Annotated in this window: 23 protein-coding genes and 1 pseudogene; 17 read left to right on the forward strand and 7 right to left on the reverse strand. The window is 52.4% G+C overall.

Annotated features, from left to right (window positions below):
• Positions 1–68: 68 nt before the first annotated feature.
• Complete coding sequence (locus KI367_RS24210) at positions 69–1,352, reverse strand: Gfo/Idh/MocA family oxidoreductase (protein ID WP_036707165.1); 1,284 nt, start codon at positions 1,350–1,352, stop codon at positions 69–71.
• Positions 1,353–1,485: 133 nt separating this feature from the next.
• Here KI367_RS24210 and KI367_RS24215 point away from each other — a divergent pair, with 133 nt between their 5' ends.
• The 13 genes and pseudogenes from KI367_RS24215 (at position 1,486) to KI367_RS24275 (ending at position 7,678) form a co-directional block, all read left to right on the forward strand.
• Positions 1,486–2,316: a helix-turn-helix domain-containing protein gene (locus KI367_RS24215; RefSeq protein ID WP_212952569.1), complete on the forward strand. Its 831-nt coding sequence runs from the start codon at positions 1,486–1,488 to the stop codon at positions 2,314–2,316.
• A 144-nt stretch (positions 2,317–2,460) separates the two neighbouring features.
• Entirely contained in the window at positions 2,461–2,718 is a 258-nt protein-coding gene (locus tag KI367_RS27705; RefSeq protein WP_197069912.1) for a MerR family DNA-binding transcriptional regulator, read from the forward strand.
• A complete protein-coding gene (locus tag KI367_RS24225; RefSeq protein WP_036707167.1) occupies positions 2,649–3,119 on the forward strand; it encodes a hypothetical protein in 471 nt (156 codons plus the stop codon). Before KI367_RS27705 ends, KI367_RS24225 begins: the two co-directional genes overlap by 70 nt.
• Positions 3,116–3,817, forward strand: a complete 702-nt coding sequence (locus tag KI367_RS24230; protein WP_212952571.1) for a DMT family transporter — start codon at positions 3,116–3,118, stop codon at positions 3,815–3,817. The genes KI367_RS24225 and KI367_RS24230 overlap by 4 nt, the downstream gene beginning before the upstream one ends.
• Complete coding sequence (locus KI367_RS24235) at positions 3,817–4,131, forward strand: DMT family transporter (protein WP_036707170.1); 315 nt, start codon at positions 3,817–3,819, stop codon at positions 4,129–4,131. The genes KI367_RS24230 and KI367_RS24235 overlap by 1 nt, the downstream gene beginning before the upstream one ends.
• Positions 4,132–4,548: 417 nt before the next feature.
• A pseudogene (locus tag KI367_RS24240) lies at positions 4,549–4,659 on the forward strand (HAD family hydrolase); the annotation flags it as partial.
• A gap of 154 nt (positions 4,660–4,813) precedes the next feature.
• Positions 4,814–4,957, forward strand: coding sequence for a hypothetical protein (locus tag KI367_RS24245; RefSeq protein ID WP_197069913.1), 144 nt, complete (start codon positions 4,814–4,816; stop codon positions 4,955–4,957).
• Between the two features lie 15 nt (positions 4,958–4,972).
• The gene (locus KI367_RS24250; protein ID WP_036707173.1) at positions 4,973–5,515 is read left to right on the forward strand and encodes an HAD-IIIA family hydrolase; all 543 of its coding nucleotides are present in this window, start codon (positions 4,973–4,975) and stop codon (positions 5,513–5,515) included.
• Positions 5,512–6,108: a class I SAM-dependent methyltransferase gene (locus KI367_RS24255; protein ID WP_212952573.1), complete on the forward strand. Its 597-nt coding sequence runs from the start codon at positions 5,512–5,514 to the stop codon at positions 6,106–6,108. The genes KI367_RS24250 and KI367_RS24255 overlap by 4 nt, the downstream gene beginning before the upstream one ends.
• A gap of 39 nt (positions 6,109–6,147) precedes the next feature.
• Positions 6,148–6,663, forward strand: a complete 516-nt coding sequence (locus KI367_RS24260; RefSeq protein WP_036707175.1) for a GrpB family protein — start codon at positions 6,148–6,150, stop codon at positions 6,661–6,663.
• Between the two features lie 17 nt (positions 6,664–6,680).
• Positions 6,681–6,986: a VOC family protein gene (locus KI367_RS24265; protein ID WP_246537252.1), complete on the forward strand. Its 306-nt coding sequence runs from the start codon at positions 6,681–6,683 to the stop codon at positions 6,984–6,986.
• A 99-nt stretch (positions 6,987–7,085) separates the two neighbouring features.
• A complete protein-coding gene (locus KI367_RS24270) occupies positions 7,086–7,445 on the forward strand; it encodes a hypothetical protein (protein ID WP_212952575.1) in 360 nt (119 codons plus the stop codon).
• A 26-nt stretch (positions 7,446–7,471) separates the two neighbouring features.
• Positions 7,472–7,678, forward strand: a complete 207-nt coding sequence (locus tag KI367_RS24275) for a hypothetical protein (RefSeq protein ID WP_212952577.1) — start codon at positions 7,472–7,474, stop codon at positions 7,676–7,678.
• A gap of 295 nt (positions 7,679–7,973) precedes the next feature.
• Here the strand turns inward: KI367_RS24275 and KI367_RS24280 are convergent, their stop codons facing one another.
• On the reverse strand, positions 7,974–8,564 hold the full coding sequence (locus KI367_RS24280; RefSeq protein ID WP_212952579.1) for an NAD(P)H oxidoreductase: 591 nt from the start codon (positions 8,562–8,564) through the stop codon (positions 7,974–7,976).
• A gap of 164 nt (positions 8,565–8,728) precedes the next feature.
• Between KI367_RS24280 and KI367_RS24285 the strand changes: the two genes are divergently transcribed.
• The gene (locus tag KI367_RS24285) at positions 8,729–9,085 is read left to right on the forward strand and encodes a winged helix-turn-helix transcriptional regulator (RefSeq protein WP_156124497.1); all 357 of its coding nucleotides are present in this window, start codon (positions 8,729–8,731) and stop codon (positions 9,083–9,085) included.
• Between the two features lie 118 nt (positions 9,086–9,203).
• Here the strand turns inward: KI367_RS24285 and KI367_RS24290 are convergent, their stop codons facing one another.
• Positions 9,204–10,910 carry an RICIN domain-containing protein gene (locus tag KI367_RS24290; protein ID WP_246537254.1) on the reverse strand — a complete coding sequence of 569 codons (1,707 nt, stop codon included), beginning with the start codon at positions 10,908–10,910 and terminating at the stop codon, positions 9,204–9,206.
• A gap of 261 nt (positions 10,911–11,171) precedes the next feature.
• Positions 11,172–12,245 (reverse strand): hypothetical protein, encoded by a 1,074-nt coding sequence (locus KI367_RS24295; protein WP_036707181.1) that lies wholly within the window; start codon positions 12,243–12,245, stop codon positions 11,172–11,174.
• Positions 12,246–12,404: 159 nt separating this feature from the next.
• On the opposite strand from KI367_RS24295, the gene KI367_RS24300 reads away from it, so the two are divergent.
• Entirely contained in the window at positions 12,405–12,680 is a 276-nt protein-coding gene (locus tag KI367_RS24300) for a YfzA family protein (RefSeq protein ID WP_246537260.1), read from the forward strand.
• A 98-nt stretch (positions 12,681–12,778) separates the two neighbouring features.
• On the opposite strand, the gene KI367_RS24305 is transcribed toward KI367_RS24300, so the two are convergent.
• Both KI367_RS24305 and KI367_RS24310 read right to left on the reverse strand, forming a co-directional pair.
• Positions 12,779–13,270, reverse strand: coding sequence for a pyridoxamine 5'-phosphate oxidase family protein (locus tag KI367_RS24305; RefSeq protein WP_036713600.1), 492 nt, complete (start codon positions 13,268–13,270; stop codon positions 12,779–12,781).
• A gap of 403 nt (positions 13,271–13,673) precedes the next feature.
• Positions 13,674–14,609, reverse strand: a complete 936-nt coding sequence (locus KI367_RS24310; protein ID WP_036713602.1) for a DMT family transporter — start codon at positions 14,607–14,609, stop codon at positions 13,674–13,676.
• A 113-nt stretch (positions 14,610–14,722) separates the two neighbouring features.
• Here KI367_RS24310 and KI367_RS24315 point away from each other — a divergent pair, with 113 nt between their 5' ends.
• Positions 14,723–16,150, forward strand: a complete 1,428-nt coding sequence (locus tag KI367_RS24315) for an aminotransferase-like domain-containing protein (protein WP_212952584.1) — start codon at positions 14,723–14,725, stop codon at positions 16,148–16,150.
• Between the two features lie 155 nt (positions 16,151–16,305).
• Here the strand turns inward: KI367_RS24315 and lpdA are convergent, their stop codons facing one another.
• The gene (lpdA, locus tag KI367_RS24320; RefSeq protein ID WP_036713603.1) at positions 16,306–17,679 is read right to left on the reverse strand and encodes a dihydrolipoyl dehydrogenase; all 1,374 of its coding nucleotides are present in this window, start codon (positions 17,677–17,679) and stop codon (positions 16,306–16,308) included.
• Positions 17,680–17,982: 303 nt separating this feature from the next.
• Between lpdA and KI367_RS24325 the strand changes: the two genes are divergently transcribed.
• The gene (locus KI367_RS24325) at positions 17,983–18,555 is read left to right on the forward strand and encodes a TetR/AcrR family transcriptional regulator (RefSeq protein WP_246537256.1); all 573 of its coding nucleotides are present in this window, start codon (positions 17,983–17,985) and stop codon (positions 18,553–18,555) included.
• The last annotated feature ends 321 nt before the right edge of the window (positions 18,556–18,876 follow it).

Here is an 18,876-nt window from a genome sequence, read left to right on the forward strand (position 1 = left end):
ACCCCCTAGAAATCGTCCTAGGAGGTATGTCCATTAACGTATTTTATTTGGATCGTCATTCGTTTGTGTCAAAACTTCACGAGGTCGTCGACGTTCACCGGAAGTCCGGTGCTCATCGACCGGTTGCCCGCAATCCCGGTCAGGATCGACATCGCCCCGTCGATGTGCGACGCCGCTCGCTTATACGGATCTTCGGCCGGAACGCCGAAAATGTCGTTCAGCATGACCGGGTCGCCGCCGCCGTGGCCGCCCGCGCCTTCGACGATTTCGGCCTCGTACGCTTCCCCGAACATCGGGATCACCTTGATGCTTTTCGTCTGCAGCGCCCCCTCGTCTTCCTTTTTGCCGCCGGAATTGACGTACGATTTCTCCACGACTTTCATTTCGATGCGGCCTTTGGAGCCATTGAGGTTGACCTGGAATCCTTCCCATGGCATGTAGCAGTTCAGCGAATAGGTCATGATCGCTTTGTTTTTGTAGCGGACCAAGACGCCCATCGTATCTTCGATGCTGATGCCGTCGCCAAACACGCTTTGGTCCCGGTAGTAGCCGTCTTCATGCTCCGCGTCCGCATATAATCCTTGGAGCTCCGGGCTTTTCTCCAGGTCGAGCGCAAACGGGTCGTTTTTTGCGATGTCGCTGCCGCGGGCCCGGCTGTAGAATTCGGTCACGCCGCGTTTTTCCGCGTTTTCCTTGCCGTAGAACATTAAGGAACCCTGCGCGTACACCGTCTGCGGCCGGGTGCCGAGCCAGAAGTTGACCAGATCGAAGTGATGGGTCGATTTGTGCACGAGCAAGCCGCCGCTGTTGCGTTTGTCGCGATGCCAGCGGCGAAAATAATCCGCGCCGTGCTCCGTATTAAGCAGCCATTCGAAATGAACGGAATGCACGTCCCCGATGGCGCCGTTCATGATGAGTTCGCGGATTTTGGTGTTGTGCGGGGCGTAACGGTAGTTGAACGTGACGCGAAGCTGCTTGCCGGTCCGTTTGACCGCGTCCAAAATGTCCTGGCATTTCTCTTGGTCCACGGTCATCGGTTTTTCCGAAATGACGTCGCAGCCGAGCTCCATCGCTTTTATGATGTACGCATGATGCGTTCGGTCGATCGTCGTCACGATGACCGTGTCCGGCTGCTCGCGGAGAATCATTTGCTCGAATTCGTGGGCTTTATAGGTTGGAACCTCAGGGTGGTTAAACCGCTCGCGCAGCAGCCTGTTGGCGTAGTTCATCCGCGTTTGGTTCGTGTCGCAGAAGGCGACGAGGCGGGACGTCTCGCGGAAGTCTTTGGCCAGTGCGCCGTAGAAGAAAACCGCCCGGCCGCCGGTGCCGATGAGGGCGTACTTTTTTTTCATGGGAAGCCTCCTTTTTAGAACTAAGGATAGGTTCTTTTCTTCTACTGTAACGCAGCAAATAGAGTATAATCGTCTATAAATATTGCTCAATTCGCTTGAAAAGTCGCAATTTTTGCACTATTGGAGGGGCAGTATGAACATTTTCCATAACTCGGCCGGAACGATTCAGATCGATCATGTGGAGCGAACCGGTTTTTACAGCATGACAAGCCAGCACATGCATCGAGGGTATGAGCTTTATTATTTGTTTAGCGGGGAGCGGGATTATTTCATTCGGAACCGGACCTACCGGGTAAAACGGGGAAGCTTCGTCTTTATCGAAAAGGAGGAGCTTCACCGGACGATCGATGCCGGGTCGCCGAAGCATGAACGGGTCGTCATCAATTTCGCCGCGGGGCTGCTTGAAGGACTCGGGTTGACCGGACGGAGCGGGGTCGTCACCTTTCCTCCGCAGGAGCAGTACAAGGGGGAGGCGCTCGTGCGGGAATTGGTCGCCGAAGCGAAGGGATGCTCGCCGGGGCGGGACGTCATGCTGGAATCGCTTCTGAAGCAGCTGCTGGTGCACGTGTTCCGCGCGCAAGCGGAGCGGGGGGAGCCGGAGGCGCAGCCGTCCGCCCTGCACCAAACGATGTCGGAGGTCGCCGAATACGTCGGCACCCATTACCGGGAGGAGCTGCATCTGAAAGATGTGGCGGAGCGGTTTTTCGTGAGTCCGTATTACCTGAGCCGCAAATTCAAGCGGTGCACGGGATTCGGTTTCGCCGAATATGTCCAGCTGGTGCGCATCCGGGAGGCGCAGCGGCTGCTCCGGGAGACGAATCTCAAAATGATCGAGGTGGCGGAACAAACCGGCATCGGGACGGTCGCGAATTTCCATAAGCTGTTCAGGAAAATGAACGGCTGTTCGCCCTTGCGATACCGCAAGCTTCAGCAGGCTTTGCCAGCAAACGTCAAGGATCTTTAACCTGGCTTGGTTCGCGTGAACGGCGGGTTTTTACGGTATTTCCGCATCGGTCCAAACGAGAAAACTTGATCACAGAGAGATGTAATTAAACCTGGACCTTCACGTAGACGTGACGGCGTTTATGATGAATGGGAGGTGATGGAAATGTACAGTATCGGCCAATTCGTCAAAATCGCGAATATCAGCAGGCGCACGTTTCATTATTACAACGAAATCGGCCAGCTGCCTCCCGCAAAAGTGGGGAACAATCAATATAAAGCTGGATCCAATCGCTTCAGGAACAGATCGAATGGGTCGACCGGGAAAAAGAACTGCTGGAGTGGAAACGGTATATGCTGCAGGCCTCCATTCACGCGATCCGGATCAGCGGCCGCATCGAAGCGTCGGAAATCCATGCCCTGATTCGGGAGCTGCAAAGCAGGGAGCTTAAGGATGGCGTCGTTCAGCCGGTTTTTCCCGAGTCCTCATACTCGGAGCAGGAGCAGGAAATTCTTGGCCAACTGCCGGTCATGGGAAGCCCGGATCCAAGAATGGAGCCGTATATCCAGCTCATGAGCGCCATCCGGCAAAACATGCATGAACCTCCCGACTCTCCCGCAGCGCAGCAGCTGGCCGAAGCGTTATACGGGATGGCACTGGATTATTTTCAAGGCGACGCCCGACTGATCGATAAATATTGGGAGGGCTTGATACCGGAAGAAGGCGAACGGTCGGTCGTTTACGGCCATGATCGGGAGCTGTTGGTTTATGTCGGGGAAATGATCGGGCATTATCTGCGGAACCGAAAGGATGATGCAAGATGAGGCGGAACTTGCCGAAAAACTTCATGATCCATATGGCATTGTTTGTTTCGGCGCATGTTTTGTTTTATTTCGTCCTGCAGTCGGAACGATCCAGCCCGCCATGGTTGTTATGGCTCAAAGATGCCGCAAGGCGCGGGGAAATGGGGGTTTATCATGAACCGACAGGAATTTACGTCAACGGATTATGGACCCTGATCCTCATCATCGATGCATGTTATGGCATGAGCGGAAAAAACGGCCGCTTGTCTGCCCGTTCGTCCCAACATCGTCAAGCGAAGGCGGAACGATCCCCGAATGCCGACGTTTTCGTTTTGCCTTCAGGGCGTTCTTTTCCCGATGCCATATCCCCGAAATCGGCTGCAACTGCTCCGGGCCGAAGCTTAAACCCGTGGATATGGTTGTTATTGGGCGGTTCGCTGGAGATCGCCTGGGCATTTTTGTTAAAGCAGAATTGGCTGGGCGGTCCGCTGCTCCTGATCGTTTATTTTAGCTTTTACTGCTTGACCAAGACGGCCAAACAGCTGCCCCTCAGCATCGTTGCCGCAGTTTTCGCCGGAATCGGGGCAGCGGGAACCGTAACGTTGGATATGCTGATATTCGAGCGCGAATCGCATCCCGTCCGGTTGGGATTGATCGCATTGCTCATATGCTTCATTTGCCTTCTGAAAATAGAAAACGGCAGGAGGGAGCGCGACTGATGGTTTGGCTTGCTTTATTCGCCGCGGGCTGTTTGGACGTCATCGGGTTTATCATGTTAAAGCGGACGTCCGTCCGGGACACCTGGATGAACAACCTGCTGATGCTCGGTGCATTTGGGGCAAGTCTCGGCTTGTTGTCCTTTGCTTTGCAATCCGTCCCGCTCGGCGTCGCGTATTCCGTCTGGACCGGGATCGGAACGTTTGGCACGGCGATTGTCGGGATACTTTTTTTCAAAGAACGCGCCTCAATCCTTCGCCTGGTTGCCATCGCGGGCATTGTCGGAACGATCATCGGGCTGAGGCTGACGGTTTAGCAGCTGCCGATGCGGCCGGAAAATGAGTGCATATCGCTCGGGGGCATGCAGTAAATTGGATCTTGTAAAGCAAAAAACTGCGCGTATATTCGGGAGAGGTCGTCAAAAAGCTGAAGGAAAAGGACTCTTTACGGCATACCGGCTTGCTGAGGAGTACTGGAACGGCATAAGCAAGGTGAAATAAGATGAAACGGGGTTTCGCACAGCGGAGCCCTTTTTTGTTGCGTCCAAGAATTCGGGGGCTGCCGATGTCCCGGACAGCCTTGCAAGGTTGCGTGTGATTTTCATCGTATTTCAAATGCATAATCGGATATGGGCTACCGCCAATTAAAACGTATTTTATTGAGAGATTCAAGGCGCTCGACCCAAAGGGTATGTGTGGAAAGATAAATTCTATCAAACGCTAATTGCCGGGAAATTTTGATCTCCGAATCGGAAGGGATTCGGAAGCCCGATGCCGAAATATTCCAGAGGGCATTGCAGCGTTTGGGAGTCAAACCCCATGAGGCGGTTTTCGTCGGAAATCATTGATTGTGCATCCGATGGTATAACAAACAGTAAGTGAAAATTTACATAAAAGAAAAACGCATACAAACCGAGAACCCGACCTTCGACATCCGAGATTCAAGGCCGGGTTTCGTCGTTTATTCCGTTTTTTATGAGAGGAAAGGGGAGATCTTCGGTGATCTTATTGCTTGTCATCGTGTTGATTGTCGCTTTCGCCGGAGTGATCGGAAACCAGTATTCCGGACTTCGACGAATGGAACAGATGCAACAATCGTTGGATCAGATCAACCAAACGCTAAAAGAATTGAAAAAGGGTTAGGAGGCCGCGCAATCTATGGGAAGCAAAATCGAAGCGGCGTTTATCGACCGCGACGGAACGATCGGCGGGACGGGCCATTTCGTTCACCCGGACGATTTTACGCTATATCCGAATGCCCAAACGGCGATTGATCTATTGAAATCAAACCGCATCAAGGTGTTTGCTTTTACGAATCAGCACCGGATTTCCCGGGGAGAGGCGACAATCTGGCAATTTGAAAACCAGTTTAAAGCTTACGGGTTTGACGGGGCTTATATATGCCCGCACGGGATGCCGGAAGAATGCGAATGCAGGAAACCGAAACCGGGGATGCTGCATCGCGCCTCGGCAGAGCATGGCCTGGATTTAACGAGATGCGTCGTCATCGGGGACGTGGGGGACACGGATTTGCTGGCCGCGCATCAAGTGGGAGCCCTAAAGATTTTGGTGAAAACAGGCTGGGGCGAAGGCTCATTGGGCGCTTTTCGCCACCGCTGGAAGGAAACGGAGCCGGATTTTGTGGCCGCGGATATTTTGGAGGCCGTTCAATGGATCGTAGGGCGTGAACGGGCGCGATGAACGACGCGAATCTTTTGCAATATTATTTGAACATGAGGGAGCCGGAAGCCTACCAATGGAATTTGTCCGCCCAAAGCCTGTATCTTGAGCTGGAGACGCGCGACTTTTTTGCAAGGCATTTTGAAGCGTTTGAGGGAATCAAAGCCTGCAACATCGGCGTTGGCGTGGGAGAATGGGATGACTATTTGGGTTACCGGTTACATGGGTTCGGCAAGCTGACAAGCGTTGACATCGATCCGGACATTTGCGGGCTGTTTGGTTACAGGCAGGCGCGGGAGGGGCATCCGAATCCTTCGACGGTCGTTTGCGGCGATTTTGTAACCTGCGATTTGCCGGCAGGGGAATTTGACCTGGTGACGATGATTGGCTCCGCCTTGAACGAAATCGGAGTTATCGGCGGAACATTCGAGAAAATCGGCGAAATATTGAAACCCGGCGGCGCTTTAATGTATATGGATTTTGATCAGGATGACCGCAAAGACAACCTGCTGGACTTGCTTCCCCAATGGCACATGGAGACGGAGAAGGTGGAAACGTACGATCGTTTTTCGAACATCCGATTTTTTATCATGAAAATACGGAAAGCCAAATAGAGAATCTTGCATGCAGTAAAGGCAGAATGGAGCAGACAGATGGAACAAGTGATTATAAGCGAATATAACCCGCAATGGGCTTTGGAATTTGAGCAGGAAAAAATGAAAATCGCCGAGGCGCTGGACGGTATCGTGCTCGGGATCGAACATATCGGCAGCACGGCCGTCCCCGGCCTCGGGGCGAAGCCGATCATCGACATCATGGCCGGCGTTTCTGCTTTGGACGAAATCACTCCTGTGCACCATGACAGAATGGAGAGGATCGGATACCATTTTGTCGATCATCCGCATTTTCCGGAAAGAAGGTTTTTCCGCCGGGGCGAGTGGCGGGCGGGGACCCATCATTTGCATATCTATCGGCACGGGGGCGAACATTGGAACACCCAGCTCTTGTTTCGCGATTATTTGATCCGCCATCCGGAGGCTCTAAAGGAATATTTTCGATTGAAACAGGAACTCGCGGAGCAGCACCCGCACGACCGGGCGAAATATACCGAAGCGAAGGGTACGCTGATCCGTAAAATCATCGCGTGTGCACGCGCGGAAAAATCATAACCAGCGAGGTGTTCGGTATGGGCAAATCCGTCCTCAAAACATTGGAACATATGCAAATTCCGGTCAAACATGTATCCGAAGCCGACCAATGGTACGTCTCCCATCTCGGCTTTCAAGTGCTGAGCGTTTCCGAGGAACATCGCCATGCGTTTCTAACGCTCCAAGAAGGGCCGATGCTCATGTTATGGGAGACAATGGACGACAGTGATGCGAATTTTTCGGTGAACGGCCAAACGATGCCGGTTTTGCTGTATAACACGGACCAGATTCACCTTTTGCACGACCATCTGCACGAACTCGGCGTCGAAATTGCGTTTTATTAAAATGAAGGCTTCGGATGGGTGCTTAAATTTATCGATCCAAGCGGAAACATGTGGGGCGTCATTCAGCCGAACGACTAACCGGAATGGGGGGATACGTTTATGGGATCGAGAGTGATGCACTACTGCATCTCCACGCTGCTGGCCCGGGAACTGGGCATCGATGACGATCAATTTTTGCTGGGCGGCATCGCGCCCGACGTCCATAAATACATGAATGCGCCGAAAAAGGAATCCCATTTCATCATTCTCCAGACGGATTCGGAATTTGCCTGCGATTACCGCGGTTTTTGCCAAAAATACGAGCACCACATGAAAGATCCCTTTTTTCTCGGTTATTACTATCATTTGATCTCGGACGACATTTGGGTGAAAGAGATTTATTACAAAAAAATCAAATGGCTGCCCCAACCGGAAAAGAAAAAGCCCAGGAGCAATATTACAGGGATTTTCGGCGGCTGAACGGAAGGCTTATCGATCATTATGCATTGGTTTGGAAGCCGCTTGAAACGGAAGCCGTCCGCATCGACGAGATCGACTATACGTATCTTCCGGAATTGATCGGGGATTTGCGGTCCGATTTTGCGTTGAAGGACGAAACCAAAGACGAGGCGTTGGAAATGCTGCGATTTGACGAGGTCATTGACGTACTGGAGCGGTCGGTGAAAGCATGCCTTGGCGAGACCGATTGCTGAGAGCATGAATGGAGTAAGCCAGCTTCTATCAAGGAAATCGCTGAGGAGATTGGGTAGTAATCGGGAAGTGGAAAATCGAATAACACCGGTTTTAGCCGTATGGATGGTCATCCGTACGGCTTTTTTTCGGATTCGTTGGTCGAAAATAGGGCTGAACGATGCTTTTTCAAACCATTGCCCGATTCTTCGCCATAACCTGAAAAACCACCGCTGGAGAGTCAGGCGCCAGCTGTCCGAGCGGCTGAGCAAAGATTGTGCATTCGAGCCGGACCCGGATTGCCGCAGCGCCCCCCGATTAATTCACAGCCTCTGAAACGTTGCCGTAATGCCGTCCCAAATGGTAAGCTCGCGTCAGCAGGTTATCGAAAACTTCCGGCCTGGAATCGAGCGTATCGTATAGGATCTCAACCCGGCTGTTCGAGATTCCGCAGTAATCGGCGATGCCGACGTTTAGAAGCTGGGAGAGCAACGTATCGTACTGCCTCTTCTCGAAGTGCTCTTTCGGGGCTCCCGCCAGACCAAGCCACAGGACTTGTTGATGATGCAGGTGACTTGCGCCGTAAGCATACCCGTTGTTCCATACCCGGTCGATATATCCTTTCAGCATGGCCGGCAGGCCGTACCACCATATTGGGAAAATAAAGGCGAGCGCATCGTGCCGTTTCATTCGTGCCATCTCCGCTTCCACCTCAGGCGAATAGACCTTGTGATCCGAAAACCAATCCGGCTCGTCGGCTTCCCACAACACGGGATTAAAGCCGCTGCGATGCAGATCCAGCACCTCGGTTTCGTGCCCGGCGTCGGCAAGTCCCTGGGTAAATCTCTCTGTCACGGAAAAGGTTAAGGAGTTCACCCGCGGATGCGATACAACCGTCAAAATTTTCATCGATGTCACCTTCCCTCTCTCAAATTTCATAAGAGTACGGTAAAATTATCAGGTATGCTGTGATAAATGGGAAGTACTTACTTTTTGGTGATATAGACACTTTAAAGTGATATACTCACCGGAAAGTAATCGTTCATCTGAATCGACAGGAGGGGGGTCATCCCATGGAAATGCAGACCGCACGGACGTTTAATATTCCCGCAGAGGCGACGCTTCAGGTGATCGGGGGAAAATGGAAGCTGTTGATTTTATGCCATTTGAACTGCGGGGACGGACCGAAAAGAACGAGCGAATTAAAAAAGGCGATTCCCGAAATTACGCAAAAAATGCTGATCCAGCAGCTCAAGGAGCTGGAGGAAGACGGCATCGTCACGAGAACGTCTTACAATCAGGTTCCGCCGAAAGTCGTCTACGAGCTGAGCGAGCTGGGAAAGTCGCTGAAATCGATATTGGATCAATTGGATGAGTGGGGCGAGAAGTATATGAATCTGCGTGATTGGAGGTGTGCCTGTTCGGAATGAGGGGAAGATCATGCCAGCAGATTCAGCGTTCCGGGCGCATCTAAAAAACGAGCGTTGGCCTATGAAGGCTCGCGCTCGTTTTTTAGGGAAACATCATCAGGATATTCGGTATCAAGCACTAATTGATTTTTACCAGCTGCCATTGCTGGTTCGGATTGCCCCGGTAGAGATTTTGCTGAAGCTTCGCTCCATCCGAGGATGAGGCTCCGGCAACCTCGACGGCCTTGTTGCTGTTCACATTCAGGATGCTCCAGTAACCGTTGCTCAGTTTGATCAATCTGAATTGCTGTGCGGCATTCCCCAAGTCCTGCATGAGTTGGACCGCTTCGCCGTTGTTCTTCGTGCCGTTCCGGATATCCATGACTTTTTGGTCGGCCGAGCTGACGCTTCGCAGCTTGTACACATTGTTGTAAGTCCCCATATCACTGGCAACCCATTGCTGGGCTGTCGCTTGGTTGTCTGTCCACTGCTGAAGCTGCAGCCCGTTGGTATTCTGTCCGCCAGGCACGTCAATCGCTTTGCCCGAAGCGCGGTTCAGGATCTTATAGGTCGAGCCGGACAAAACCCCGTTCCAGATCCCGTTCCAAGGATTCAGCTGCGCGCGTTCATAATACCATTCGAAGAGAAAACGGGCCATGCCGTCCCGTGCGGCATTGCCGTCATATTTGAGGCCTGCGGTCGGGTCAGCAAAAGAACTTCTTGGGCCGGGCTCCAGCAAAAACCCGTTCATATGGGCGGTCATGCTGACATTGCCGGCCGCTGTGAATATGGCCTTCGTGTTTTTGCCGAAACCTTCATTGGACCCGTTGAACAGCTCCCAGTAGGAGGAATCGCCGGGCTGCGTCTTGAACCAGGTGGTCTCCGTAATGTTGATGGGATAATGATCGGCGCAGGGCTTAATATTCGTATCCCACTGCTGCTGCAAAGTCGCATAATCGTCATGGGCACCGTACCCTGGGTACCAGTGGACGGAATACCCGATATTGTTCAAGGGATCGGTCAGCGGACTGGACGCGCACAGCTGGTAGTATTGATCCCAGCCAAGCCCCGCCGCCCATATCACGTTGTCGGCACCTTTACTGCGTATGGTGGATATGATGGAGTTTTGGAATTTTTTAAGGGAGTTCCAGTAATCGGCGAAATTGGGTTGAGAGGGATTTCCGCCCCATTGCCCGTTGACATCGGACAGGACCGGTTCATTGATCAGTTCGAACATCACGTTGTCCGCGCTTTTGATCGCCGGTTGGGAGGCAAGGTAACCCCAGATTTCGTTGAACTTGTTCAGATTGGATGGGGTGGTCGCCTGGTTGTTGGAAAGAGTGAAATCGAGCCCCAGCGTAACATACAGGCCCTTTGTCTTGGCATAGGCAATATACGGAATGATGACGTTTTGCGTAACACTTTGCAAACCGGCAAAATTATAGGTGCCGGCGGCTACATCGCCCATGTCTTCCCGGTCAATAAACAGCCGGACCTGATTCATGTACCAGCCGTGGCTGCTGCCGTATTTGGCAGACGTATCGGTAAAGGTATCGGTGATATCCTTCAAGTACTCCAAAATGGCCGCATGCCGGTTCCCTCCGTTCCGATCCAGGTAGTACTTGCTGGACTGGTAGGTCCAATAGGAGCCCGAGGGCTGATGCCAGCCGCTTAGCAGGACGGGCTGTCCGCTGCTGTTCACCAGTTGGTTGCCGCTAACGTGGAGCTTGGACATGGGCATGCCGGTCCATGCATCTGCGCGCTGGCTGTCCATTAGCGTCGGCACTACCATGACCAGAGCCAGCAAAAGCTTGATGGTCCATCTCATTTTCTTCACAAGATTCATCTCCTTTTTTTGGATTACGCAAAATCAATGACGGTACGAAATCACGGAGCACGAGGTTGTGAATGCGTTTTCAAAAAAGTGTATGCCAGAGGAAGAAAGAAGACAACCTGTCAAAATATAGGGTATTTTAGTGATTTATAGGGTAGCGTATAGCTGAAGCCGGCAATAATAGGTGTACAGCAACCAAAAAACAGCATGAACAAGCGCATTGCCCGAAGGCCTGGCAGCCTCTCATCCATGCTCATGAAAAAGCAATTGCCTTTACAAATGCATCTCCCGGGCTTTTTCAGCAAAAAATCCGGTTACGTCCTGATAATCGGCGATATCGATCCGGTGCTGCCGCATGATTTTCTGAATAAAAATGGCGTCCGCAAAGAGCATGTTGACGATCTTTTCGCACGCAAACGGGGTGTCCTTGAGATGATCGACCAAATCATGAATGTCGTCAAACTGAAAATAGAGGATATAACAGACGTAATTTTGAAGCAGCATGCGGAAGCAGTATACTCGATACGGGTTGGTTCCGGCATCCAACAGAGCGTCTCTCAGCAAATTGAAGAATTTTGTTTGATGTTCCGAGTGAATCCGTAGCAGCTCATCCACGTCATTGATCAACCGGAGCACGGTTTCGAATCCTTCTTCCGAAGGCATAAGCAGCTTGGATGATTTACCTTCAATCGATCTTAGCAGCTCCAGCGTAAGGTGCTTACCGGCCTGAATTTCGTGGGGAGCAATTAGCAATCGATCCTTATACTCATCGTGCTTGTCGCAGTAGTAATCGTGGTATAAGGAAAAATAGCGCTCTACGCTGATCCCCGTTTTCGTATGAACCAAATCCCGGCCGCGGAATGAAAAGCCGTACAGAGTCTCCTCGTTAACCGGGTGGGTATAAAGGTAAAAAAAGAAGAAAAAGTCCCTTAGCTGCTCTTTTTGCGCATCGTTCAACCGGGCGGCATCCGCCACCTGTCCCAATTGAAAAAAACAGTAAGGTTTCATAAAATCATTCATTGCACCGTAAGGATTAGGCCCGGCAATGGACGTCGTCGAGTTGATCGTATACAGGAGAAAATAAAGGATCTGTTCATCGTAGACATCGAGGTCCGGAAAGCAACCCGAGAGCAGCGGCTTCCAGTCGGGGTTGGCCGTGTAACGGGGATCTTTCGGCTGCAATGCGTCTGCCCATTCCACAAACGGCTCGTCATCATGACCTGCAAAAAACAACTCCGCGCCGCCATCCTCATAGAGGCCGTATTCGAAGCCCTCCGTCTGACCAGGCTGTAATCCCCTGTTGAATTTGATGTTCAAATATTCGTTGTATAGCGATTGAAGTGACATATGGTTGTCCCTCGTTCCTTGGGCATTCTGCTAATTATGTAATTTTACGACAATATAATACATAAATCTTGGAACTTAATTCTTAAATATCCGTATTTATTTTGTAATATATAGACAATAGTACTAGATAAGGATGGGATTATTTTGGTTCGGAAACAAATGACTGTACCATTTCTGAGAAGATATTGGGTATCTTCTATTGGAGTATTTTTGTTATCACAAATATTCTTTATCACATCTGAAGCAACAGGTTGGATCCTTAAATACAGGGATACGGATGGAACGATACTTGGAAGGATTCTTGACACTCCTATTTTCACGGAATGGTTTCATTTCTACGATACGCCCCAATATAATTTACTCACTGTCTTTTTTGGCATCTTTTTTCTTGTTCCTGGAATAATAAGCGTGATAAAAAAGGTTTTTTCTCGCTAAGGATAAGCGAAGATGAGTTGAGTCCTGTCGACGTCACTGCACTGTGATCTGAAAATAAAAACGGACGCTGGTTCTTAACCGGCGCCCGTTTTTTTATTCTAATCCAACTCCACCGTCCGATTCATATTGGTGCCTTCGCCGCTTTTCCCCATCAGTCTGCGGAACAGGAACCTGGCCATTTTAAATTTGTTGCCGGCATCCCAGTACTCGACCGCCTCGGCTTGCACCTTGATGAGAACAAGATTAGGATCGTCAACGTTCGTTTCCAGCAGCTGCTCGTAAACGGGGTTCCACAATTCTTTCAGTTTTTCGGTGCTGTTCACCAGCTCGGCCTCACCGCGGATGGAGACGAAGGACTTGCCGGCGTAGGCAACGTTGACCTGCCGGTTTTGCAGCAGCTCATGGAATTTGTCGGTATCTTTCTTGGTCAGGAACCACAGGTCGCCGTCGAATTCGATGTCCTGGGTCTTCATGGGACGCGAAACCAGCCCTTCTTCCGAGACGGTCGTCAGCATGGCCGTGTCGATGCCCTGAATCAATTCGCGTATTTTCTCGATCGCTTCTTGGTTGTCCGGAGTTGAATTTGTCATTTTGATCACCTTTTCCTAGTGTGTTTATTTATTAGTATTACACTTATTTACACGCTGCCAAACCAAGGGATATTTGATTGAATTCAACTCCTGATTGGAATCCCCTTTTGCGCAAGCCTGTATGCAACCCAAACCACCAGCGATGCACGTGGCAATCGGGTCTTGACCTAGAGCGCGCTCAAGGTCCTATACTGGGAACCATCTTACCCGTAAAGAAAGGATGATACCATCGATGAAATCAACAGCAAAACTTGAATTACTTTCGAACATCGGAAATGGCTGAACCCGTTTTTCCAACAAATTCGTCATTAACGGGAGTACCGCCGCCACTCCATTGAAGCGTATATTCTCCGCTGCGCATCCCTTGTTCGAAACTCTCTTCAAAATTTTTCCGCGTTTTTCGTTATACTGCTTTGGATTCGCCGGCTTTGCTGCGCTGCGGCCTGCCTTTGGACAAAAGCGTTTTTAGCGAATCCAGATTGACGGCGACAATGCCGGCGACAATCGTGATTCCGCCGATGACCGACAAAACGGATATGGGCTCGCCGTATAACGCGGCACCAAGGCAAAGGGCGATGAGCGGCGACACGTAGAGCCAGGTGGACGGGAATACGGGGTTCGTTTTGGCGATGAGCCAGTAGAAAATCGTATGGCCCGTCATGGAGCCGGCGAAGATCAAATAAAGCAGCGATAACGCGGCTTTTGGCGCAAGCCATGGACCGATATCGATCGGTTCGACGAACAAGGCCAACAGCAAAAGCATGCCGCCGCCATACATCATCTGGGCCGCGTTCAAAGCGATGGGGGACGTATCCTCAAACCGTTTTACGACACGGCGCGAATAGACGGTACCGGCCGAGTAAAACACTTGGCCCACCAAAACCGAGATACATCCGATCACCCACAGTCTGCTGAAGTTGACCGTCAGGCCGGGCAGCAGCAGCAACACGACGCCCACCGACCCGATGAGGCAGCCGGCCAAGGCGTGAACGGAAAGCCGCTGCCGGGCCAGGGCCGATTGGAGCAGCAGGACCATAAGCGGGGCCGTTGCCGACAGGATGGCGGCAATCCCGGAACTTAAATGTTGTTCCGCCCAATACAGGGTGGCGAACGTGCCGAAGGTCAGCGCCATTCCCGTCAAAAACATCTCCTTGCGAAGCAGCAGGGAGAACGTGGCCTTGCGTTTGATGACCATGAATGCGAAAAGAATGCTTCCTGCCAAAAGAAAGCGGAGACCCGCAGAGAAAAAAGGCGGCGCTCCTGCATCGATCCCGACTTTGATTGCCAGAAAGGTCGTCCCGAATACGAGACACATCAGCAAATAATTGACGAATATCATGTCCATTCCTCCTTGTATGGCTTTATCATAAAAGGAATGGAACAGAACAGATGGAATTGAGTAGAACAGATGTCGGACATTTAGGTTATAATCGAAGGAAAGGGGGGAGTCATCTGAAAAGAGAGGTCCTTTCCGATGTTCATTCGGATAAACTTTTTGAACAAGTGTACGACTATCTTTTGGATCGGATCCGGCGCGGGGAATGGAAGGCGCATGATAAACTCCCTTCGGTTCGCGCGCTTGCGGCCGAATTCGGCGTGCACCGGCTGACCGTATTCAAAGCTTACCAATGGCTGAAGCAAAACCATAAAGTATACGTAAAGGATAAATCCGGTTATTATGTTCAACCGGGCAGCCTGCTGCCCCCTGCTGCGCAGCAGGACCCGATCGTTTCGGCTTACGTTCATGAAAGCCATCTCTCCGAAATCCACCAGGCGGAGGCCGCGTATCAATTTTCCAAAGCGCTGATCGACCCGAACCTGCTGCCGAACCGGTATTTTTCCGAATACGTAAAAAAAGTGTTCGATCTGTATCCCAAAGTGCTGGGCACGTATGCGACCACGCAGGGGGACGCGGAGCTGAGGGAAGCGTTGTGCCGCTATTTCGCCGGCCGGTACCGGTTCGACCTCACCCCGGACGAGCTCCTGATCACCTGCGGTTCGCAGGAGGCTATCGACCTGATCGCCCGGGTATTGGTTAAGCCGCGGGATACCGTGCTGCTTGAAAGGCCGACTTACAGTCCGGCGATCGACGTGTTCAGAAGGCAAGGGGCGCAGATTGTCCCCGTTGAGATTTACCCGGACGGCTATCGGCTGGATCAGGTCGAAGAATTCATGCGTCTATACAAACCGCGCCTTTTTTATATCAATCCGACCTTTCAAAACCCGACGGGATACACCGTGCCTGCGGAGCAGCGGAAGCGGCTGGTGGATCTCGCGGCCGAACATCAATGCCTGCTGATCGAAGACGATCCTTGCCCGGACATCTATTTCGGCAAGGAACCCCCGCCGCCGTTTTTTGCTTACGATACTTCGGGATATACGATCTATATCCGCAGCTTCAGCAAATACGTCGCCCCGGGCCTGAGCATCGCGACGGTGGCCTGCCGGCCGGGGCTGATGAACTATTTGATCAAGGCCAAATCGCTGTCGGACAGCGGCACGCCGCTCCTGAACCAAAAGATCTTTTTGCATTATTTCTTTTCGGAGCGGATGCAGCGGCATTTGGAGAAGCTTCGGACGGCGCTGGCGGTCCGCAAGGACATCATGGAGGAAGAGCTGGCCGGAACGGGCTGGGAGTGGAGAAGCCCCGAAGGGGGCTTTAATCTATGGGTCCAACTGCCGGAATCGACCCCGATGGAGGAGCTGCTTGTGACGAGCAGGGAACGTTCCATCACGTTCGTCCCAGGCTCGATTTGCGACCCGCTCCGGGAACTGAAGCCTTGGATCCGCATGAGTTATTCGTTTTTGAACGAACGGCAGCTGCGGGAAGGCGTCCGGCGGTTTGTGGGGCTGTACAGGGAGCTGTCCGGAGAAAAATAGCGGAGGTTCCGTATGACTTCTCGGGAAAGCCAAAAGCCTCGTTCAAGCTCGTGAACTTGAATGAGGCTCTTTTTTTGTCTACGATGTCTCATTTCGGTGCTTCCCGCTTGTCTTCCCCGGATGCTTCGTCCGGCGCAAAAAAACTGGAAGCTTGCTTATTTGCGTCTTTTGGCAATGGCGGCTTCGGCCGCTTCCATCACGATTTCTCCCAAGGTGGGATGGGCATGGATCGTAAGCGCGATATCCTCGAGGGTGGCGCTCATTTCGATGGCCAGCGCCAGTTCGGCAATCAGATTGGAGGCTTCCGCGCCGACGATTTGCGCGCCGATGATCCGCTCCGTTTCTTTTTCCGCCACGATTTTAACGAACCCCTCGGCGGCCCGCAGCGCCAAAGCCCTGCCGTTGATGGCATAGGAGGCTCTTCCCGTTACGACTTCCGTGCCGCGTGCCCGGGCATCCGTTTCGCTCCAACCGACGCTTGCGACTTCGGGATCGGAAAAGACCACAAGCGGCAGCGCCCGGTAATCGACCTTCGCATGATGATGCGTCAGCGCTTCCACGGCTACTTTTGCCTCGTAATAAGCTTTATGCGCCAAGGCGGGACCGGCGACGATATCCCCGATGGCAAAAATGTGGGGGACGTTGGTCCGGCCTTGTTCGTCCACCGGGATCAGCCCGCGTTCCGCGAGTTTGACGCCCGCCCGATCAAGCCCCAAATTCCCGTCCGTGTTCGGACGGCGGCCGACCGTGACGAGCACGTATTGGGCCGTCGCTTGGCGCGGGTTTCCGTTTTCCTTGAAATGAACGGTTACCCGGTCAGGTTGCTGCTCGACCCGTTCGGCGATGGCCCCGGTAAAGATGTCGACCTGATTTTCCTGCAGCTTTTTGGCCACCGGTCGGGTCAACTCGGCTTCGAATCCGGGAAGGATCTGATCGCCGCCTTCCAGAATGGTGACTTTGGATCCAAACTTGGCGAAGGTTTGCCCCAGCTCGATGCCGATATATCCGCCGCCGATGACGATCAGGCTTTCAGGCACCTGCTGCAACCCCAGCGCCTCCGTCGAGGACAGGATCCTTCCCCCGAAAGGGAATGCCGGCAGCTCGATCGGACGGGAACCGGTGGCGAGAATGCAATGTTCGAACCGGATGCGGGTCGACGTCCCGCCCTGATCGATGATCGCTTCATGATCGCTGATCAAACGGGCTTCGCCGCGAAACGTCTCCGTGTATTTGTTTTTCAGCAAAAAACCGACGCCGCCCGATTGCTTCTGGACGACCGCGTCCTTAAAGGCTTGCACTTCCGCAAAATCCAGGTTCGACCGGCCGCCGATTTCAAAGCGATGGGCTTCGGAGATCAGAACCTTGGACGGGATGCACCCGACGTTGGTGCACACGCCCCCGATCCGTTCCCGTTCCGCGACGGCGACGCGAAGACCGGCTTCCGCCGCCCGTTTGGCGGCGGTGTATCCGCCCGGCCCCGAACCGATCACCAAGACGTCGAACTCTTTTGTTTCGTTTGCAATGTTCATAACGTTCACCTGCTTTGGCCGTATTTTTTGTTTCCAAATCACGATACGCCAGCCGCGGTCTCGGACGGCATCCGTGAACCGGCGTCAAGCGTAATGGGGATGGGGAAAGAGGACGCGCGTAACGCGCCTTTCGCCCGATGTTTCTGCGGTCGTGCGCGCCTCGCTCCAACCATGGCGTCGGATTGACGGAAGACGGGACTTTTTTTAAAATGAATGAGACAGGTCTGTACCGCATTCACGATTATCATACAGACAGATCTGTATCATGTCAACGGGTTGGATGCCGGAAGGAAGGGGGCAGCAATGAATATGCAGAAAAAAGAAACGGCTAAAGAGCGGATTTTGCGAACGGCCATCAAACTGTTTTACAGGGAAGGCGTAAGGGCCGTCGGCATCGATCGGATCATCGAGGAATCCGGCGTGGCAAAAGCGAGCTTTTACCGGAATTTCGCGACCAAAGACGATCTGGTCGTGGCTTATTTGGAAAGATGCAACGACGAGCTGATGAAACCGTTCGAAGAGGCGAAACGGCGGCATCCCGACGCGCCGCTGCATCAGCTTTACGACGTGGTGGACAGCTTGGGCGCAAGAAGCGAGCAGCCGGGTTACCGCGGATGTCCGTTCCTGAATACGGCCGTGGAGTTTCCCGACGAAAACCACCCGACCCAACAGCCGATTGCGACATACCATCTGGAGATGCGCCGCCGGCTGCGGGAATTGGCCGAACGGGCCGGAGCCCAAGATCCTGAATCGCTTTCCGCCCAGCTGCTGATGCTATATAACGGAGCGATGATGTCGGCATATTTGGAGCGGGCTGCGTATGTTCCGGATCATTTCCTCGGCGCCGCCAAACGTCTGATCGATCAGCAAATGTAAGGCATCCAGCATAAGCCCAAACGGCCCGGTGTTCTGACACTGCCATCGATACGGCAGCGGTTCGGGTGCATGTCGGGCATTTGTTCGGGGTCAAAAATACCCAAAAAAAGTCCGCTGTTTAGCGGGCAGAGTGTCGAGAAAGTCCAACGGACTTTTCGACACTCTATTTTTTATATGGGGAATCATATCTTTTAAAATGAGCGTTTTGCAGTAATCTGAGGCCTTGAGCCGTAAGGATTTTCGGACATAAAAAAGGGACTTCACCCCAACTTGGAGAAGTTTTCAAGTGACCAAACCCAAAAACCTCAAGGATGGAGGAAG

Source organism: Paenibacillus cookii, from assembly GCF_018333375.1.
Lineage (GTDB): Bacteria > Bacillota > Bacilli > Paenibacillales > Paenibacillaceae > Paenibacillus_AQ > Paenibacillus_AQ cookii.

What these genes read in the sequence shown, in the direction of transcription:
- KI367_RS24265 (WP_246537252.1), top strand. Translation starts at nt 6,681, where the DNA reads ATGGGCAAATCCGTCCTCAAAACATTGGAACATATGCAAATTCCGGTC.
- KI367_RS24295 (WP_036707181.1), bottom strand. Translation starts at nt 12,245, where the DNA reads ATGTCACTTCAATCGCTATACAACGAATATTTGAACATCAAATTCAAC.
- KI367_RS24280 (WP_212952579.1), bottom strand. Translation starts at nt 8,564, where the DNA reads ATGAAAATTTTGACGGTTGTATCGCATCCGCGGGTGAACTCCTTAACC.
- lpdA (WP_036713603.1), bottom strand. Translation starts at nt 17,679, where the DNA reads ATGAACATTGCAAACGAAACAAAAGAGTTCGACGTCTTGGTGATCGGT.
- KI367_RS24310 (WP_036713602.1), bottom strand. Translation starts at nt 14,609, where the DNA reads ATGATATTCGTCAATTATTTGCTGATGTGTCTCGTATTCGGGACGACC.
- KI367_RS24300 (WP_246537260.1), top strand. Translation starts at nt 12,405, where the DNA reads ATGACTGTACCATTTCTGAGAAGATATTGGGTATCTTCTATTGGAGTA.
- KI367_RS24290 (WP_246537254.1), bottom strand. Translation starts at nt 10,910, where the DNA reads ATGAATCTTGTGAAGAAAATGAGATGGACCATCAAGCTTTTGCTGGCT.
- KI367_RS24250 (WP_036707173.1), top strand. Translation starts at nt 4,973, where the DNA reads ATGGGAAGCAAAATCGAAGCGGCGTTTATCGACCGCGACGGAACGATC.
- KI367_RS24305 (WP_036713600.1), bottom strand. Translation starts at nt 13,270, where the DNA reads ATGACAAATTCAACTCCGGACAACCAAGAAGCGATCGAGAAAATACGC.
- KI367_RS24260 (WP_036707175.1), top strand. Translation starts at nt 6,148, where the DNA reads ATGGAACAAGTGATTATAAGCGAATATAACCCGCAATGGGCTTTGGAA.
- KI367_RS24235 (WP_036707170.1), top strand. Translation starts at nt 3,817, where the DNA reads ATGGTTTGGCTTGCTTTATTCGCCGCGGGCTGTTTGGACGTCATCGGG.
- KI367_RS24270 (WP_212952575.1), top strand. Translation starts at nt 7,086, where the DNA reads ATGGGATCGAGAGTGATGCACTACTGCATCTCCACGCTGCTGGCCCGG.
- KI367_RS24230 (WP_212952571.1), top strand. Translation starts at nt 3,116, where the DNA reads ATGAGGCGGAACTTGCCGAAAAACTTCATGATCCATATGGCATTGTTT.
- KI367_RS24225 (WP_036707167.1), top strand. Translation starts at nt 2,649, where the DNA reads ATGCTGCAGGCCTCCATTCACGCGATCCGGATCAGCGGCCGCATCGAA.
- KI367_RS24210 (WP_036707165.1), bottom strand. Translation starts at nt 1,352, where the DNA reads ATGAAAAAAAAGTACGCCCTCATCGGCACCGGCGGCCGGGCGGTTTTC.
- KI367_RS24285 (WP_156124497.1), top strand. Translation starts at nt 8,729, where the DNA reads ATGGAAATGCAGACCGCACGGACGTTTAATATTCCCGCAGAGGCGACG.
- KI367_RS24325 (WP_246537256.1), top strand. Translation starts at nt 17,983, where the DNA reads ATGAATATGCAGAAAAAAGAAACGGCTAAAGAGCGGATTTTGCGAACG.
- KI367_RS27705 (WP_197069912.1), top strand. Translation starts at nt 2,461, where the DNA reads ATGTACAGTATCGGCCAATTCGTCAAAATCGCGAATATCAGCAGGCGC.
- KI367_RS24215 (WP_212952569.1), top strand. Translation starts at nt 1,486, where the DNA reads ATGAACATTTTCCATAACTCGGCCGGAACGATTCAGATCGATCATGTG.
- KI367_RS24255 (WP_212952573.1), top strand. Translation starts at nt 5,512, where the DNA reads ATGAACGACGCGAATCTTTTGCAATATTATTTGAACATGAGGGAGCCG.